Origin of the sequence: cyanobacterium endosymbiont of Epithemia clementina EcSB (assembly GCF_029919255.1) — a bacterium.
Classification (GTDB): domain Bacteria; phylum Cyanobacteriota; class Cyanobacteriia; order Cyanobacteriales; family Microcystaceae; genus Rippkaea.
In genome coordinates, this window is record NZ_CP123991.1 from 1,392,876 (window position 1) to 1,409,944 (window position 17,069).

A 17,069-nucleotide genomic window follows, 5' to 3' on the forward strand; every position below is an offset into this window, starting at 1 on the left:
GGACTAAAAGTAAGCATGATCACTGGCTTGAGTAGTTTACTCTTACCTAGTCCCATCTTAGCTCAAACTAACTCGGACAATTTAATGCTAGAACTTTGTCAAAAGACTATTGAAACTAAAGTAGCAGCCACTGAAGATATGAGAAGACGGGTAGAAATATCTTTTGACACCGTAGAGCGATCACCAATTTCTAAGACAGAGCATAAAATTAAAGGAACAGCGCGTTTAAGGACCAGGAATAATTGGCAACCCCTGAACTATAACTGTTTAGTTAACGGGAGTGAGGGACTAGTAACTAAAGTTAATTTTAATCTAGATAAAAACGGACTCAGATCAAGTGTCCGATTATGCCAGGACGAACTGCGAGAAACTGTAAAACTAGATAGTAATAGCTCGGTAGAATTTAACGATAGTCTAGAAACCTATTATGTGTTTAACACCGAAGAAGGAATCAGAGGAGCTTTCATGGCAAAAGGGACTCGAGATAAATTACAACGTAATCGTTTTAATTGTAAATTCAATCCTCGGGAAGGATCGGTAACAAAACTTATTTATAGCCCTGATAGTAGCAATCGCTCTACCGCCGGTAAAAAACGAATGATTTGGCTGTGTCAAGATGATGTCCGTCAACAAGTTTCTCAAAATCAAATTGATTTAGGGAGAATTTTTGGGATTAGCATCGGAACTAAACAGAGTATTGAATTTGAAAAATGAGTTAATACTTTTGATATTTCAGATAATCAAAAAAGGGTAGAAGGAAATGCCATTTTGTTAGAAGGATCAAAACAGCGTTATTTTTAGTTATAAATGTAGTATTAACATTCGTCAGGAAACCGTAACTGACGCTACGATACAATAATCGAGAGCAAACCGAACTCTATAATTTTTATTTTTATTCCATTTCTCTTTTAAAGAAAACCAATGAGTAACTATAACCCCAACCAAATTCAACAACTCCGAGAATTAGGGGCTTATTTGTGTCAACAAAGATTATCTCGATCCTTAACCCTAGAGCAAATAGCGACGAGTACTTTCATTAACTTATCTATTCTAAAAGCTCTCGAACAAGGGCAGGTTGATGAATTACCCGAACTCGTCTATGTGCGAGCCCTTTTGCGCCGTTATGGAAAAGCCTTAAACCTCGACGGACATAGTTTAGCTGATCTGCTTCTCTTCCAACAAGTTGAGGAACCCTCTTCTGAAATTTCCCCTGAATTCGTGAGACTTTCATCAGTCGAATCTTTAGGAGAAGATTTGTCATTTCTCTTAAAATGCACACAGAAAGCATCAAAAATACGAAAAAAAGCATTTTCTCTCCTGAAAAATTTAATACCCGTGACCTATGAAAAATTATCAATTTCTTTCATTCCCTTGCCATCTAAACTCAAAATTTATGGGTTTGTTTTTCTCTTAGTAGGAGCTGCAACCGGGCTTTTTTATCTTTTCTCTGTCTCTCAATCTTCTGAATCTTCTTCCCGAAACAAGACTTCCAAAGTGGTAAAAACCCTTTCAAAAAAGACTAAAAATCTAGCAAGCCGAAAATCTCAAACTACTCCCGATATCCTTGAATCTGTTTCTCCTAAATCTAGTACCATCCCTGCTGCCCAAAATGTCAGTCAAAAGTCAGTAGACGATTTAAATCTCAATTCAGATGGTCCTGTAGCCGTTTCTGTTGTTCTAGAAGAGGATTCTTGGATGAGAATTAAGATAGACGGTGAAACTGAATATGAAGGAATTTTACGAAAAGGCACTAAGCAAAGCTGGATTGCCCAAAAAAGTTTGATTATTCGGGCTGGTAATGCGGGAGTAGTCAACCTTGTTGTTAATAATCAGCCTAGCCGAAAGTTAGGAAATATTGGTGAAGTACAAGAAGTTACCCTAACTACTAATAATTGAATATCAGTTTCGGGGGAGAATTAATCACCTTTGACCTCTACTTTATAATTTTTGTTAAACTCCTTCAAGGGAAGCTAAAGGATCAGCAATAGAGATTGATGGGGCTTCAAATTCACCTTTAATAACGTATTCTAAACGTAATTTTAGCCAAGTAATAAACTCAGAATTTAGGGAGATTATGGCAACAGATGGTTGAGGACATTTCGCTTTAACCTCTGCGAATTCTAGGGCTTCTATAAAGGCGGGTTGTTTAATCAACCAAAAATCAATTTCTTTATTTGTCTCTTCATAGTTCCGCGTTCTCTCCCGAAATACTTCATCGAGGGGCTCTTCTTCTACGAGAAAACGTTGGCTGGCTAAAACGTAATAGTAGGTTTTCATTGATTAGTGATTAGTATCTAAACTACTCAAGATCAATTATCAATCTCAAAAAAATTTTCTATGTTAAGGATCATTAATAATTTAGAATTCTCCTCTCATAGTTAGTTTCATTTCTCGGACTGCTCGTTCCATCCCCACTAACACCGCACGACTGACAATAGTATGACCGATATTCAATTCTTCTATCCCTGGTAAACAAGTAACAGGGTAAACATTCCAATAGGTTAAACCGTGACCAGCATTTATTCGTAATCCTAAGGTTAACGCTTTTTCGCATCCTTGTCTTAAAAATTCCAACTCTTTTTGACGTACTACGGCGTTAGGGGCATCTGCATATTTACCAGTGTGGAGTTCGATGAATTGAGCTTGGGTGTTGGCTGATGCTTGAATCTGGTTTTCCTGTGCATCGATGAATAAGCTTACTGGAATATCTGCACTTTGTAAGCGGACAACAATTTCTTTCAGACGATAATAATTCCCTACAATGTCCAACCCTCCTTCGGTAGTTACTTCTTCTCGTTTTTCGGGAACTAAGGTCACGTAATCTGGTTTGATGTCGAGGGCGATCTCAACCATTTCATCAGTGGCAGCCATTTCTAAGTTTAAATGAGTACGAACAGTTTTACGCAACAACCGTACATCTATATCTTGAATATGACGACGATCTTCCCTGAGATGGGTAGTAATACCATTTGCCCCTCCTAATTCCGCTAAGACGGCAGCAGCGATGGGGTCAGGTTCCACCGTACGTCTTGCTTGGCGGATGGTGGCTACATGATCAATATTAACACCGAGAGTCAGCAATTGATTTAACCTCGTCTTTGAACCCATGTGTATTCTAACACTCACCATCTTAACTGAAAGTTTTTATCATTGTTTGTTAGTGATACTATCGACATAGTATCAACCTAATTTATTTTTAATTGACCATTTCAAACAGGTTGATAAAGTTTAAATCTTAATCTAAGGGAGGATTAAATAAATTTCTGGGTGCTTTGTCTTTTTAAAAAATTATCAAATTTTGATGTATTAAAGGCATAGTTTTTGTATTTTTTCCTTCGGACATTCCTATCTCAATATTCTTTTTTAGAAAAAATAAAATTCTTTTAGGATTATGTAACTATCTAAAAAATTGTTTTTGTAAACATTAACATAATAATATTAATTTATATGTTTTTTTAGATCTAGTCAAAAAACAAATATTGTTTGCATAAAAATATAATTATTTCCAGCTTTAAGGCTTAAAATATTGCTACTTATTTATCACCATCTTATTCTAATCTAGAAAACAGAATAGATAGCTTATATCTAATTTCTATAATTTGGTTTATTTTAGTATTTCTAGCTTTTATAAAAAAGCACCACTATTGGAGTAATAGTTAAGTACTATATCTGTTAACTATTCTTTGAATACACTTAGTAACTCTGATAATTATATACTAAAAAAATAGCTTTAAATATAGAAAAAATACCGCAAAAATTATGTGCATTAATACTTTAATATTCTATGACTTTTTTAAAATTATCTATTTATTTAGAAGCAATGATCAACGTATATTAATACAATTAAAGTTAAGAAATAAAAAAAAAATAACTTTTTTAAAAAAAGAAGATCAATTATTTAACTTTTATTGTTATATGAGCTGCGTAATTATCTATAACTACATAAGCTACTAGTCACAATCATGAAATATAATTTCATAATTTATAAGGTTAAAAAATAAATAAATTGATTTATAAAGCACCACAATCAATTTTATATGTTTGATTGTTGATATAGTTTCCATAAACTAGTTTTCTTTTAGTACTTCTTACAAAGTAATGAATCATGGCTAAATTAACTCCGGTTACTTCGATAAAAACTAGGTCTGAAAGTTTGAGTTATCCAAGCAATGTCAAATATGTTCGTCTCAAAGTTCACACCCATCTGTGTAAGCTACTAAGACATAAAGTATTTTTTATGTTAATTTTTTTTAGACGAAATGATATATAGTAGATACCCCAACTCTAATACCTATTTTTTTATGTAAGCAAGTACTTAGTTTTTGTAAAAAAACATCGTTATCTTTTTCTAGAAATTGTGTTTTATAACCTTAAATTATTCTGTTTTAATTAAAATGGTAGTACTTTACTAAAATAGCTTTTAATAAAGTGATTTTAGTTAAACTTATTTAGACAGAGTTTGTATTAGATTTAATTAAATTTAAATTTAATATCATTGCTTAATAAATACCACTAAAATTAAATACCTAACTAAGTCTTACAAATAAAATCTAAGTTTTAAAAAACAAACTATTTATATCAGATCTAGACTTTTATATAAATAGTTTGTTTCTCTTTTGAAGAATACCAAACAGTAATTTGTATTTTTTGATTTTAAAAAATTGTATTTATTACAGTTAAACTTTCAGAAAAATACATTAAATTAATAAAATTTTTATAAAAGTTTGATTCGGGTGTAAAAATCTGTCTGTTTTAGATTAATAATTTTTATTATTAAATGTAAAGAGTAACTCTTATGTATTTATCTTAAAAAAGAACATATACTAAAAAATTCAAGAATATAAAAAAATTTAATTAAGACAAAAAACTTTGTAGAAATATTCAATATTAATATTATCTTTTTAGCTAAAATAAGTAGATTTTTTAAAAAATCTAAGAGAAAAAATAACAAAAAGTATTATCATATGGCGCCTCTTATTTTGAAGACTAATTAATTAGTCTTCAAAAAATAAACATTGACTTTCTTCGTCTGATATTTAACTAGTTAATTCTATATAATCAATATTTTTCCCAATTAATATATTGGATCGTTTCACGCTAAATCGTAGATTTTATTCCTAAACTAAATAGATCATTGCTGTATTTTAACTAAACCTAATAAAAAGTCGCTTTGTTATTACAAAAATTTTTTTTGTAATAACAAATAATAATAAATAAATGCAACTTTTCTGTCCAGGCTAGAAAAACATTTTAATAAATAAGATAGTATCAATTTTATAATTGATTAATGGCTAATCTAGCATACTCAATTTGATTAGCGAAGTATATTAAAAATAATTTTTAATATACTTATTGCAACTAATAACAATGTTATAGGTTTATAATTGATTACTACAGATTTTTTTATAAAAACTATTCTTAGTTAATTAGAAAACTTTGTTTTCGGCAGAAATTCTTCTGGAATACCGTTAATTCTGACAAATTTGTCCATCCCGAAACCAAATCGTCCGTTGACAGTGACGGGCAACTTCTGACTCGTGAGTTACTATTACTAGTGTAATACCAGTATCACTAAGTTCTTGAAAAATACTTAATATTTCTTGAGTCATTTGGGAATCGAGGGCCCCTGTAGGTTCATCAGCCAGAAGTAACAAAGGATTATTGACAATAGCGCGGGCTATTGCTACCCTTTGTTGTTGTCCGCCCGAAAGTTGATTAGGTTTATTATGAAGACGATTCCCTAATCCTACCTTTTCTAAAGCAGCGGCAGCGCGCTCACGTCGCTTTTGAGTGGCAATTCCTGCATAAACCATCGGTAAGATGACATTTTCTAAGGCTGTCATCTGCGGTAATAGGTGAAATTGCTGAAAAACAAAACCAATTTTACCATTACGAATGGCAGCTAATTGTGTTTCTTGTAGTCCCGAGACGTTAATGCTGTCAAGGTAATAATAACCTGAAGTGGGACGATCAAGACAGCCAACAATATTCATTAAGGTCGACTTCCCCGAACCTGATGCCCCCATGACAGCACAAGATTCTCCTTTTTCTATAGTTAGACTAACGTTGTTGAGAGCATGGACAGTGGTATCGCCACTACCATAAATTTTAGAAATCTTTTCTAAGCGAATAATGATGGAGTGATATTCATTAATCTTATTAAGAGAATTCAAGGTATCCTGAGTAAACGGTAGACTGTCAAAAGCCATTTTGAAGTAAATGTCAATCTAAGTGATGTTTATATTTTATAATGGCGTACATCACAAAAATTAAACACTTCTTAATAAAACAGTTAGGATCGCTGCTCTTAGATAGTTTCCATTGAGTCAAAATTTTTCACTGATCAACTGATTTTTTAAATTTTTTCAATGACTTATTCTGCATCGATTAACAGTTAAATAACTACTTGTATAATGCTATATCTTTCAGTGGGTGAGTTCATAGGTTTAATTTCTACTATAAGCACAATGCCTTCATCTTTAATCTAAAATAGCTGAAAGTTTTCTCCTGATTCATAATAATGCCTAAATTAAGTCCTTGAATAGAGGGGACACGTTGCTTGATCATAATTAGTCTAGATTTTCTGAATTTCCACACTTGACCGAGCATTCAACCTATAGCTAGGAAACAAGTTTTCATGATTTTACTTTCAATAGCCATTAGGATAGTAAAAATAATCCATTAATAACCTGATCGTTCTCAATGACAGTTAAACGCTCAGCTAAGTCTCAATCGTTTGTTCGTCAATCGTCTAACCCTCAATCATCCTCTAGACACAAGAAATCTTCCCCATCTTCTGCAATTTTACTGTCAGGGAGAGCCACACCCCCAGAAAAGCAAAATATAGATGAGACTCTTCGTCCTAGTTGCTTAGCTGACTATATTGGACAAAAAAGCCTTAAAAATATTTTGTCTATTGCTATAGAAGCTGCCAAAACTAGACAAGATTCTCTCGATCACTTACTTTTGTACGGACCTCCTGGACTCGGTAAAACGACTATTTCCTTGATTATAGCGACGGAAATGGGGGTTCACTGTACAATGACAACCGCTCCTGCTTTAGAGCGTCCTAGAGATATTACAGGACTTCTAGTTAATCTTAAACCAGGGGATATTCTTTTTGTTGATGAAATTCATCGTCTCAACCGATTGACTGAAGAATTACTTTACCCAGCAATGGAAGACTATCGTCTCGACATTACCCTTGGTAAAGGACAAGCTGCTAGAACTAACACTATTTCCTTGCCCAAGTTTACCTTGATTGGAGCAACGACTAAAATCGGGGCGTTAACCTCTCCCTTACGCGATCGCTTTGGGCTCATTCAACGATTACAGTTTTACAAAACTGATGAATTAATGTTGATCGTATTACGAACCGCCAAAATTCTGAATACGGAAATCACTAAAAATGGAGCAGCAGAAATAGCTCATCGTTCACGGGGAACCCCTCGAATTGCTAATCGTTTATTACGGCGAGTAAGAGACTATATGCAAGTGAAAAGACTCAATTGTATTAGTCAAAAATTAGCAGCCGAAGCCTTGGATATTTATCAAGTGGACATTCAAGGACTTGATTGGACAGATCGCCTAATCTTAGAAACCATGATTAATCAATTTCAAGGAGGACCCATTGGGCTAGAAGCGATAGCGGCTGCTACGGGAGAAGATGCAAAAACTATTGAAGAAGTTTATGAACCCTATCTATTACAAATTGGTTATCTTCGTCGCACAGCTAGGGGAAGAGTCGTTACTAACCAAGCTTATCAACATTTAGAACAAATAACTGAGGGACAGTTGTCTATTTTTAATAGATAGTTAATGAGGAGTTCTTCATTAATTGATTCTTCTAAATTAGAAACAAAAAAATGATATAAAACACTAAAAATCTTGTCTTACAAAAGTTTTAAGGTATAAAAAATATATTTTTATACCTATCAAGTTCTTGAAGTTATTAGCAACTTATCTGTAATAACTTGGTTTAAAAGAGCCAGTAAATTTTCAATTTAATCACAAAAAAAATAATCTCTCCGAAGAGAGACTTCATTCTAAACTTAATCGCTAATTTTTAACCTAATGACTTAAACCGGTTACTTGTTGGACTAAAGCAATAACGTCACTACGGCTTAATTTTTTTTGGCCTAAAGCCATCACCTCTAGAGTTCCATAGGCTAATGCTAAAGAAATTTTACAGAAATCTAAGGCCGGTCCTGGGGGCAAAGACTTAGTATAGTAGTCAGCTAACGTAAGGTTACGACGAGCATATTGATGAACATCTTGTTCTAGCCATCCTTGGGGCAGGAAATTTACTCCACGTTTCAGATCTTCGCGATGATTACGGACAATATTAACCGCTTGTAACCCTCGACCAAATCCAATAGCATAGGTTCGGTTAGTTTGAGTCCCATCGTACCAGGCCCACAAGTCAGACAAAAGTAACCCTACTGCCCCAGCCACACTAAAAGTATATTGATCTAAGTGAGCTTCAGTATTGATTGTCCAGTTGTTTTCAGCCCAATAGGCCATACGATCAGCCATTGCTGCTGTAGCATCCCAAACACGAGGAGCAATGGAGTCAGGGGCCAATAAAGCCCATTGTCCTACCCGTAAGGTTACATCTGGCAAGATAGCATTATAGGGCATTAATCCAACTGAAAAATCCTCAATACTAGTGTTTTCCGTCCCTGACTGTAAATTGAGACTCATACGGCGTAAGAGTTTAGCTTTGGTGAAATTATCAAGTTGAGGATGATCTTCTACTTCATCGATGGCCCGCATACATAAATAAGCAGAGGAGACGGCTTCCTGTAGCCCATCTGGAAGACGGCTAATGGGAATGTAAAATGTTCTACTCGTTTCCTTGAGAATTTTTAAGGCATTATTTCTTAAAGTCATTTATTTAACTCCTCACACCGATTTAGGCAATAGCATAGACTTACTTATCTGAGAGATCTAACTAAACTATTATGAAGTTCCTAACTAAAGGAAAATTTACTATCTATCATGTTAGATATTAAAGACGATGTCTATTGTATTACGCTTAAGTTAAATTTGCTTTAACTAGATGCTTTCATTAAATTAAGTACATTCTGATTAAGCAGACGATGGCTCTTTATCCTCAATGAAATAAAAAGTTAACAAGTTCTAAAGACTCAGTCGTTACTCACGATACTAATAGATATCAACCAAAATAAGACCAACTGTTGGTGGTTTTCGGTATTAGAACTGTCTCTTTACCAAATTAAGCTCTAACCGAGATTTCTCTAGGGCTATATCCCCTCGACATTGCTAAAATTAGTGAAGTTGAGTAGAGTGTCATCGTTGATTTTTATTTAGGATTACAATAATACGACCAGCGACCACCACGACCAAACTAGCATTTTGGTCAGATCTTTGCCAAGTTATTCCCAAAATTACTCTAGCTACAGCTACTATGAGCAGTCTGACTACTTAACTAATTGGTGCTGTTTCAAGAATTACCCCGCACGAACTGTTCAACTGCAGAGGATAAAGTCCATTGTCGGGATTTATTAGTTTTTGTTGCTTTGGTAGAGTCAGTAACTAGCATTAATCCCTGAAAGTTATCGGTTTTGAGCTTGTAAGTCTACATGAAATCCTACGATAGTTGGTTTCGATTTCGTTTTTTGGGGATAGATACACCAAAAGAGCTAAATCCATGTAGTTTTACTATTATCAATAATAATAGCTCAAATCAGTAGAATATAGATATTATGGCTGTTTTCATTATCAATTAATTAATTTCAAAATAAGTAGGACATTTTTTAAAAGACTTAGTATTGTAAATAGTCTGCTTAGACATTATTAAATAATAAAAAGTATTACACTATTTCCTCGTAGTCAAAAAACTTTTATCAAGAGAGGCATAACTACTTAATATTATCGAACAATTTATAGTGACGATGCTACTTTTAATATATTTAATTTAATTTAAGAACTTAAGTAAACCTCCCAATATTTGATATATTGGACGTTGATATAGATATAGTTCTAATTTTTGAACTTAGTTTACATTGACAAACCTGAAGTTTATCTAGCAATTATCTGTTACCTAATCAGAATAAATTTTAAAAACTAATTTTATGGTAAATATCCAAATAATTTAGAAAAAATCGCATTAATTGAAGCAATTATTAGATTTTTTTTACCATTTTTACTCTTACATAATTGATAAATCAAGAAGCATTTTTAAGTTATATAACAGAAGTACTGATACTATGACTATGGTTAATAGCTTATGTAGTCATGAAAAATACATAGACTTATAAACTTATAAAAATCAGAAAACTTATGGAATTTATAATAGGAGCAAAAGTAGTATTTTTATTCCCTTATTCTCGCAATTTTCACTCCATTGAAAATGGTTAATCAAAAATTAAAGAATTTTTGCAATCTCAAAAATACCGGAATTCTAGAAAACTAAATCTAGCGATTGATTTAGTAACTAATGAAGATAGAACTGGACAGTTTATCCTACTACTATTAGTATGAGCTATATAGTGGAAAACTACTATTAACAAGCTATATGGTACTTGGCATTTTCATTACTAAATTCGGCATGTTCCAAATTTTATGTCGGAAAACGGGACGAACAATTTTCTTTCCTGTGATTCAAACAAAGCCATGTACCGTCACGCAGATCAAAATTTTTAAAAAATTAAGTATAACCTATCTACATGGAATTTTTAGATATTAGGAACTACTTTTGTGAAGAATTTCGGTCATCAATAATGTCATTTTGTGTGGTGCCTGACCGAAGAATATCCATCTAAGCAGAATTTTCCAAAGATCTGAAAAGAAAAAGAGCCTATGCCCTCACATTCATTGCCACAATGAAACTCAGTCCCACACCACTAGAAATGTAACCATAGATAAGCAAAACTGTTACTAGAGGGGAACAAGGAACTTCGTGTAACAAAGTAAATTACAGATTTTAACATGATTACCTTTTCGAGTTTAGCTATTTCAGATAAATCTAATAATTTGATTCCAGAAGTGTTCAAAACATAAAAAAGATAGGTTAAAAATCTCAAGATTGTAAAATATCTGACACAGTTTAAAGTCTCTCTAATCAATTTTATTTTGTGAAGCACCAATCAGCTTTTCTAAAGGATTTGACATAAACCCAAAATTTTTCCAGTTGTACACAAAGATTCTTTTGTTGGAGCAACAGAAAAATACCTGACTATCTTACCATTTTCTTTGTATAGAAAAGCTAAAACTATAATCATTCTCTATGCTTTTTCTTGAATCTATATCTTTGAGAGATTTTCATTTATATTTTGGATCTTCTAAAGCACTAAAAACTCTTTTAACATCCTCGGTGTTTAGATTTTCTACTTTCTCACTCAGATTTAACTCCAGCTTTGTTAACTTATTCTAATGTCTTCATAAGATAAATAACTTTTTCCATCAGAAACAAAAAATTGTTACTTATCTTATTTAATCAAAGGAAATCCTAATTCCTCTCGTTGTTGTAAATATAATTGGGCAACTTCTCTGGCTAAATTGCGAATACGTCCAATATAACGAGTTCTTTCGGCTACTGCGATAACTCCCCGTGCATCCAACAAATTAAAACTGTGGGAACATTTCAGAACATAATCTAAACTCGGTAACACTAACCCTCGTTTAAGGAGTTGTTTAGCTTCCTGTTCGTATAGTTCAAATAATTTAAACAATAATTCGGGATCGGAGGCTTCAAAATTATAGGTACACTGTTCTACTTCACTTTTTAGAAAAATATCACCATAATTCACCTGATCGTTCCACTGAATTTTGGTAATGGCTTCTACATCTTGGAGATACATAGCTAACCGTTCTAACCCATAAGTAATCTCGATGGAAACTGGATGACAATCAATCCCCCCACATTGTTGAAAATAGGTAAACTGGGTAATTTCCATGCCATCTAACCAAACTTCCCAACCTACACCCCAGGCTCCTAGAGTAGGAGACTCCCAATTATCTTCGACAAAACGAATATCATGATCTTCAGGATGAATTCCTAACTTTCTCAGAGAGTCAAGATAAGTTTCTTGAATATTATCAGGAGAGGGTTTAATAAGTACTTGATATTGAAAATAGTGCTGAAAGCGATTAGGGTTTTCTCCATAGCGGCCATCTGTTGGCCGGCGACAGGGTTCTACATAGGCTACTGCCCAAGGTTCAGGTCCAATTGCCCGCAAGAAAGTATGAGGACTCATAGTTCCTGCTCCTTTCTCTGTGTCGTAGGGTTGAGTAATCAAGCACCCACAATTGCCCCAAAACTCATGTAATTTAGTAATGATTTCTTGAAAATTAATCGACACTTAATATCCTCGCGTCCCAAAACGAATCTTAATGAATTACCTAAAATCCATTCTGACATCCTGACTATTATATTTTCAAGGGTGATCTTGATCTATCTAGACTAGAATTTGCGGTGGAAAGTGTTTAAGCGAGGATGGGAAACCAGAAATGGGTAATGTTTTTTGTTTTTTTCTTGAAATGTTAATCTACTAAACAATGAAAAAATAGCTCAGTCATCAGTCTCAAGAACATTGAGGCTAAGATAGACACTACGATGTTAGTCTGCCTGAAAATTCAGCTAGTAGAATTAGAAGGACAAAAATTATCTAACGTGACTCACGACTCAAAAATTATCTTCAGAATGAGAATAAAAATAGAAAAATTATTTTTATATACAGTAGGATAGAAATTTTAATAAATTGTAGACTCGCTAAAAATTTATTAAAAATAATTTATCTGTAAATTATTCAAGTATACAGAATAATTATGTAATTTTTGGATAGATGTAAGAAGATATAAGATATCTTTAAAAAGTCTCATAAAAGAGTAAAATAAACTGTCATAGCTAACAACTATCTAAGGTTAATAAAAAAGGGACAAAAGTGAAATTAACTCCTGAAAAAATTTAAAACCTAAGAAAGGCTAAAAATGAAGGCAAAAAAGTAACTACGAGAAATTTTTATGTTATTAATACAAATTAAATGTAGAAATACAACAAAGATAATGTTGTTATTAAAGATAACAACTAAGTGCATACAAATAGCTTTTTAAGAATTATTATTAAACAATAAATATTGAAGAAATAAATATTTTTTAAAAAAATTATAAAAAACTAGAACTCAATATCTAATTTTAATTATTGTATAAATTTTAAAATATGGAATTGCCTGACGTATGTTTTGATACCAATATTATTTGGCTAAGTTATCTAACTAATATACTGCTCAAAGCGGTTGCTATAAGCAATATAAATGAAAACAATAATAACTTGATTAGAATGACATAAATATAGAAATTTAAATAGTTAAGATCTATTGATTTACATCTTTATTTTTTTTTAAACTTAATTGGAGTCGATTTAAATAAATTGTAATAAGTCTGTAACAATAGAATACCATTGTTGATTAGATCTAAAGTTTAAATAACTACTATTTATCTGATAAGATAGACTTTATAAACTGTAATTTTTGAGTTATGTTAATAAGTTTATTTGCTGTCATAATCTTGAGTAGACGGGTCTTAAATTAGCTGCTAATAATTATACTTAAGGATACCCAATCGTGTAAAAATGATAATATAACCTGTATAAATACATTGCTTTTATAAACTATAAACATCTAAAATATTATGATTTTTTTTAAAAAAATCATAATTTACCTAGAGCAGTATTAAGAATAGATAAATAGATTGATTGATCACATTTATAAGATTTACAAAACCTATCGCTCAACACTCAAAGCGTAAATTGTGTAATTTTTAATCTAAGCTAATCACTTCTTGATGTTTTGCTTCTCTATCTGGTATAGAGGTATTACCCTGCCTTATTTGCCGTCAATATTAGCGGGTTACTTGTATTCTTTCCCACAACTGCTCTATTTGAGGACGATATCTTTAACGAACAGAATTAAGTTTGTTGACTTGATCATTGCTGAGGTTAAGTTGTTCCATCAATTTTTATAGGCTCTTCTAGCCTGGTCTTCCCAAGTCACTACTTTTCAGGCATGCTATTGATGTTGATACTTACAAATAAAATAATCTTGTTGCGAAAAAGATTCTGTGAAAACGATAGCACCATGTAACGAAAGAGTAAATAAAAATATTATTAGTACTCTGTGAATGAAATTTTATATTTAAGATCTTCTTAGGTACTTTCAGTGATTTCATGACTTTAAAAATGATAAAGTAACGTCAGGGAGTTAATACTGAGATATTTGGTTTCAAGATTTACTAACAACAATCAATTAGAATACAATAGTTTATAATGGTTTTTACCTGGTATCTCTCCTAGGGGTTCCTCCAAATTTTTAACCATAAAAGTTTTTAATTCAGTTATATTTCTTCTATTTCCTATTGGGTAAGATAGTTGCAACCAATGATAATTCTTACTAAGAGCTACTAGCGACCACTGCGCCAGGAACAAGCCAAACCCAAGGTCGGCTTTTGTGACCTTTAGATTGAGATTATTTAGTCACCTTATAAATTAATTGATTTTCAAAGGAGAGTTTTTCAGTAGAGGTAATAGACTGTTTTTAAAATAAAAGAGATTATTTTTGGATGTTTATAGAATAATTTGGGCATTATAATGCTCTTTGTTGCTCAAAAAATTTATGAACTTGATTGCGAGTATAAAATAAACGAGATTTTACAGTTCCCACAGGTAAATTTAAGATATTCGCAACCTCTTTTTGGGAGACATCTTCTGAGTTATGCAATGCTAAAATAACATGATGTTCTAAGCCAAGCGTTTGTAATCCCTGTTAAACTAAATCTCAATAATATAGCCATATATTAAGTCAGAAGTATCTGATAACAGAGAAAGGGTCATATTTAAGGTTGCGCTGTCCTCAGTTCAAGAGAGACTTTACGCTAACTTCCATTTTTTATCAGTAGCCACGTTCGAGGTAATTCAGTACAGTCAGGCAAAAAAGTAATTGGGGTTTCATAGTCGAGGTGATGCTTTCCAAACTCGGAGAAAGACTTCCTGTACTAATTTATCAGGTACTTCACGGCCACACAATGTTAATAGCGCCAGCACAGTTGTCGGAATAAGATAGAATTGCCTCGCTGACACTGCAGTACTATGTTTTTGTCTTTTGTATAAGCTTGGTTTTCTGCTAACATAATTGTGCTTTACCTCACCGGTCAATCCACTCGTTTAGATTAAGAAGTTATTTAAAAGTTCAATTAATGACGAAGAACAATGAATATCTGTCCAGTTTTCAAAAAGCTATCATCTAAATCTTATGTCCATGTAGTTGTCTATACATTTATCCAATTTATATTGGAGAGGAAAAGATAAATCAATAGAAGATAAACTGATGCAAGAAAATTAGTGAAGAAGTTTTGAACAATACCTTATCCGAAAAGTGCCTCTTACTTTAACTTACTGCGAATTTAATTGCGGTTTTGTTGACTGTAATGACTGTTCTTTATTAGAGTTTTTTATACACAAAACATTAAGGATCATGGACTTAATTGATTGTCCTTATGGCAAGTATCAACTAATGTTAAATCGCACCGCAACGTACCAAGCACAATTAATCTTAATTGCCTTAAGTCTTTTATCGTATTTTACATCCATTACTTTTGTAGTAAAATTTATCAAAACGATAATTTCTTAAAAAAGACTTTCTTATAAGAGAGTGACTCATTAACATAATAAATTTTGAAATTAGTTAAAAATATATATTGATGGTGTGAGTAGTCAATAACTTAGGAAATTTACCTGTAGTTTTATCGAAAATGAAATCTTCTTTCTATAAGATAAATATTTAAAATCAGAATTATTGATTAGCTGTTAGTAAACGAGAGGCTAAAAATCTATCCATCCACCTTTCTAAATAAGCGCGATTTATTTTTTTATGCTCAAATTTAGTTGTATTTAGAGGATAAGGAGCTAATCCTTTAATAGCAGCTGTCATTACACAAAACATAGATTTTTGAAAAGTCTGACAAATTTTCACTAATAAGTCGTCTTCTTGACGAATACTTTTTTGGTAAAACTGATGAAGGTAGTTTGGCAAATAATGTCTCATATCCTGCATTAGTAAAGTAGGTGGAATTCCTGCACATCCAACAGAGAGAGGATCAGCATATAAAGCACCATAAGTAAATAACCTTTGTTCTTGGGGAATTTGATAAGCTTGAGCGTTGTAAGAAATAGTTCCTAAAAAGGGAGTTCCTCGAAAGAAAATTGATTCTATATAAGGAACTGCTGTGTCAGACAAAAAGGTTAACCCAACAGATTTAGGAATAATATCGTAGCCTTTATTTAAAAAAATAACTCGATAAACAATCGGTCTATTAGCATCTTTAACTAACCCATCTAAAATATGTTTAACTACTTGTGAAATTGACTTAATTTCTTTTCTATCATAACGATCAGAAAGAGACAAAAATATATCAGCCATGACTCGCCAAAATTGTCCCAAGCCACTATAATAGGACATCATTCTTATCTGTTCAGGCAAAAATTCAGGAAAAATTTTGTCTAAAGCTAACATTAAAAAGTTATTCTTAAACTTGACTTTAATAATCTGTTTGACAACCTCTTGAAACTCTGGGCTATCTAAGTATTTATCTAGTCCTCCTCCCCCATGCCACATCATAGACTTCATACAATATTCAGCATACTCAAAATTAATACGATTATGACCCCAATGGTGCAATAATTTCTGGAAGGAAACATCACCATTAAAATATTTAAAAAAAGGAAATATCATTAAAAATTGATTTTCAGCAATATAAATTAAATTACGGGAATAAGCATCTAATATCATCCCATAACTCTTTAAAATACCTACCACTTCAAGAACATTGTTAGGTGAGTTTTTAAGAAGTGCTTCCCCTTGTTCTAAACGATAGATGTACTCAGCAAGAGGATGGCAAGAAGGTTCCAGTTGGATAGTAACCATAGTATATTTATTAAATTTTTATTGAGAGTTAAATTTGATAATTGCAGAAAAGTAATTGCCTCCTATAGTTCTACACGAAGGGATTTAGATACTCTACCTTGTGTGTTAATTTATCAATACTAATGGTAC

Annotated in this window: 10 protein-coding genes; 3 read left to right on the forward strand and 7 right to left on the reverse strand. The window is 32.4% G+C overall.

What is annotated here, in order from left to right; translation table 11 throughout:
• Positions 1-15: 15 nt before the first annotated feature.
• The gene (locus tag P3F56_RS04585; protein WP_281153593.1) at positions 16-714 is read left to right on the forward strand and encodes a hypothetical protein; all 699 of its coding nucleotides are present in this window, start codon (positions 16-18) and stop codon (positions 712-714) included.
• Between the two features lie 207 nt (positions 715-921).
• Positions 922-1,896 carry a helix-turn-helix domain-containing protein gene (locus tag P3F56_RS04590; RefSeq protein ID WP_281153594.1) on the forward strand — a complete coding sequence of 325 codons (975 nt, stop codon included), beginning with the start codon at positions 922-924 and terminating at the stop codon, positions 1,894-1,896.
• Between the two features lie 54 nt (positions 1,897-1,950).
• Here P3F56_RS04590 and P3F56_RS04595 read toward each other — a convergent pair whose 3' ends face one another.
• The 3 genes from P3F56_RS04595 to P3F56_RS04605 form a co-directional block, all read right to left on the reverse strand.
• Complete coding sequence (locus P3F56_RS04595; RefSeq protein ID WP_281153595.1) at positions 1,951-2,277, reverse strand: MgPME-cyclase complex family protein; 327 nt, start codon at positions 2,275-2,277, stop codon at positions 1,951-1,953.
• Between the two features lie 81 nt (positions 2,278-2,358).
• Entirely contained in the window at positions 2,359-3,081 is a 723-nt protein-coding gene (locus P3F56_RS04600) for a pyridoxine 5'-phosphate synthase (RefSeq protein ID WP_281153717.1), read from the reverse strand.
• 2,387 nt (positions 3,082-5,468) lie between these two features.
• Complete coding sequence (locus P3F56_RS04605) at positions 5,469-6,209, reverse strand: ABC transporter ATP-binding protein (protein WP_281153596.1); 741 nt, start codon at positions 6,207-6,209, stop codon at positions 5,469-5,471.
• Between the two features lie 493 nt (positions 6,210-6,702).
• On the opposite strand from P3F56_RS04605, the gene ruvB reads away from it, so the two are divergent.
• On the forward strand, positions 6,703-7,815 hold the full coding sequence (gene ruvB / locus P3F56_RS04610) for a Holliday junction branch migration DNA helicase RuvB (protein WP_342637173.1): 1,113 nt from the start codon (positions 6,703-6,705) through the stop codon (positions 7,813-7,815).
• A 255-nt stretch (positions 7,816-8,070) separates the two neighbouring features.
• On the opposite strand, the gene P3F56_RS04615 is transcribed toward ruvB, so the two are convergent.
• The 4 genes from P3F56_RS04615 to P3F56_RS04630 form a co-directional block, all read right to left on the reverse strand.
• Entirely contained in the window at positions 8,071-8,892 is an 822-nt protein-coding gene (locus P3F56_RS04615) for a phytoene/squalene synthase family protein (RefSeq protein WP_281153597.1), read from the reverse strand.
• A 2,561-nt stretch (positions 8,893-11,453) separates the two neighbouring features.
• Positions 11,454-12,326 (reverse strand): glycine--tRNA ligase subunit alpha, encoded by an 873-nt coding sequence (gene glyQ / locus P3F56_RS04620; protein ID WP_281153598.1) that lies wholly within the window; start codon positions 12,324-12,326, stop codon positions 11,454-11,456.
• 2,277 nt (positions 12,327-14,603) lie between these two features.
• Positions 14,604-14,738: a sigma factor-like helix-turn-helix DNA-binding protein gene (locus tag P3F56_RS04625; RefSeq protein ID WP_281153599.1), complete on the reverse strand. Its 135-nt coding sequence runs from the start codon at positions 14,736-14,738 to the stop codon at positions 14,604-14,606.
• 1,071 nt (positions 14,739-15,809) lie between these two features.
• Positions 15,810-16,940 carry a CO2 hydration protein gene (locus P3F56_RS04630; RefSeq protein ID WP_281153600.1) on the reverse strand — a complete coding sequence of 377 codons (1,131 nt, stop codon included), beginning with the start codon at positions 16,938-16,940 and terminating at the stop codon, positions 15,810-15,812.
• Between the last annotated feature and the right edge of the window lie 129 nt (positions 16,941-17,069).

Coding starts and splice junctions, on each gene's coding strand:
- P3F56_RS04590 (WP_281153594.1), top strand. CDS start 922: ATGAGTAACTATAACCCCAACCAAATTCAACAACTCCGAGAATTAGGG.
- P3F56_RS04615 (WP_281153597.1), bottom strand. CDS start 8,892: ATGACTTTAAGAAATAATGCCTTAAAAATTCTCAAGGAAACGAGTAGA.
- P3F56_RS04605 (WP_281153596.1), bottom strand. CDS start 6,209: ATGGCTTTTGACAGTCTACCGTTTACTCAGGATACCTTGAATTCTCTT.
- P3F56_RS04595 (WP_281153595.1), bottom strand. CDS start 2,277: ATGAAAACCTACTATTACGTTTTAGCCAGCCAACGTTTTCTCGTAGAA.
- ruvB (WP_342637173.1), top strand. CDS start 6,703: ATGACAGTTAAACGCTCAGCTAAGTCTCAATCGTTTGTTCGTCAATCG.
- P3F56_RS04585 (WP_281153593.1), top strand. CDS start 16: ATGATCACTGGCTTGAGTAGTTTACTCTTACCTAGTCCCATCTTAGCT.
- P3F56_RS04630 (WP_281153600.1), bottom strand. CDS start 16,940: ATGGTTACTATCCAACTGGAACCTTCTTGCCATCCTCTTGCTGAGTAC.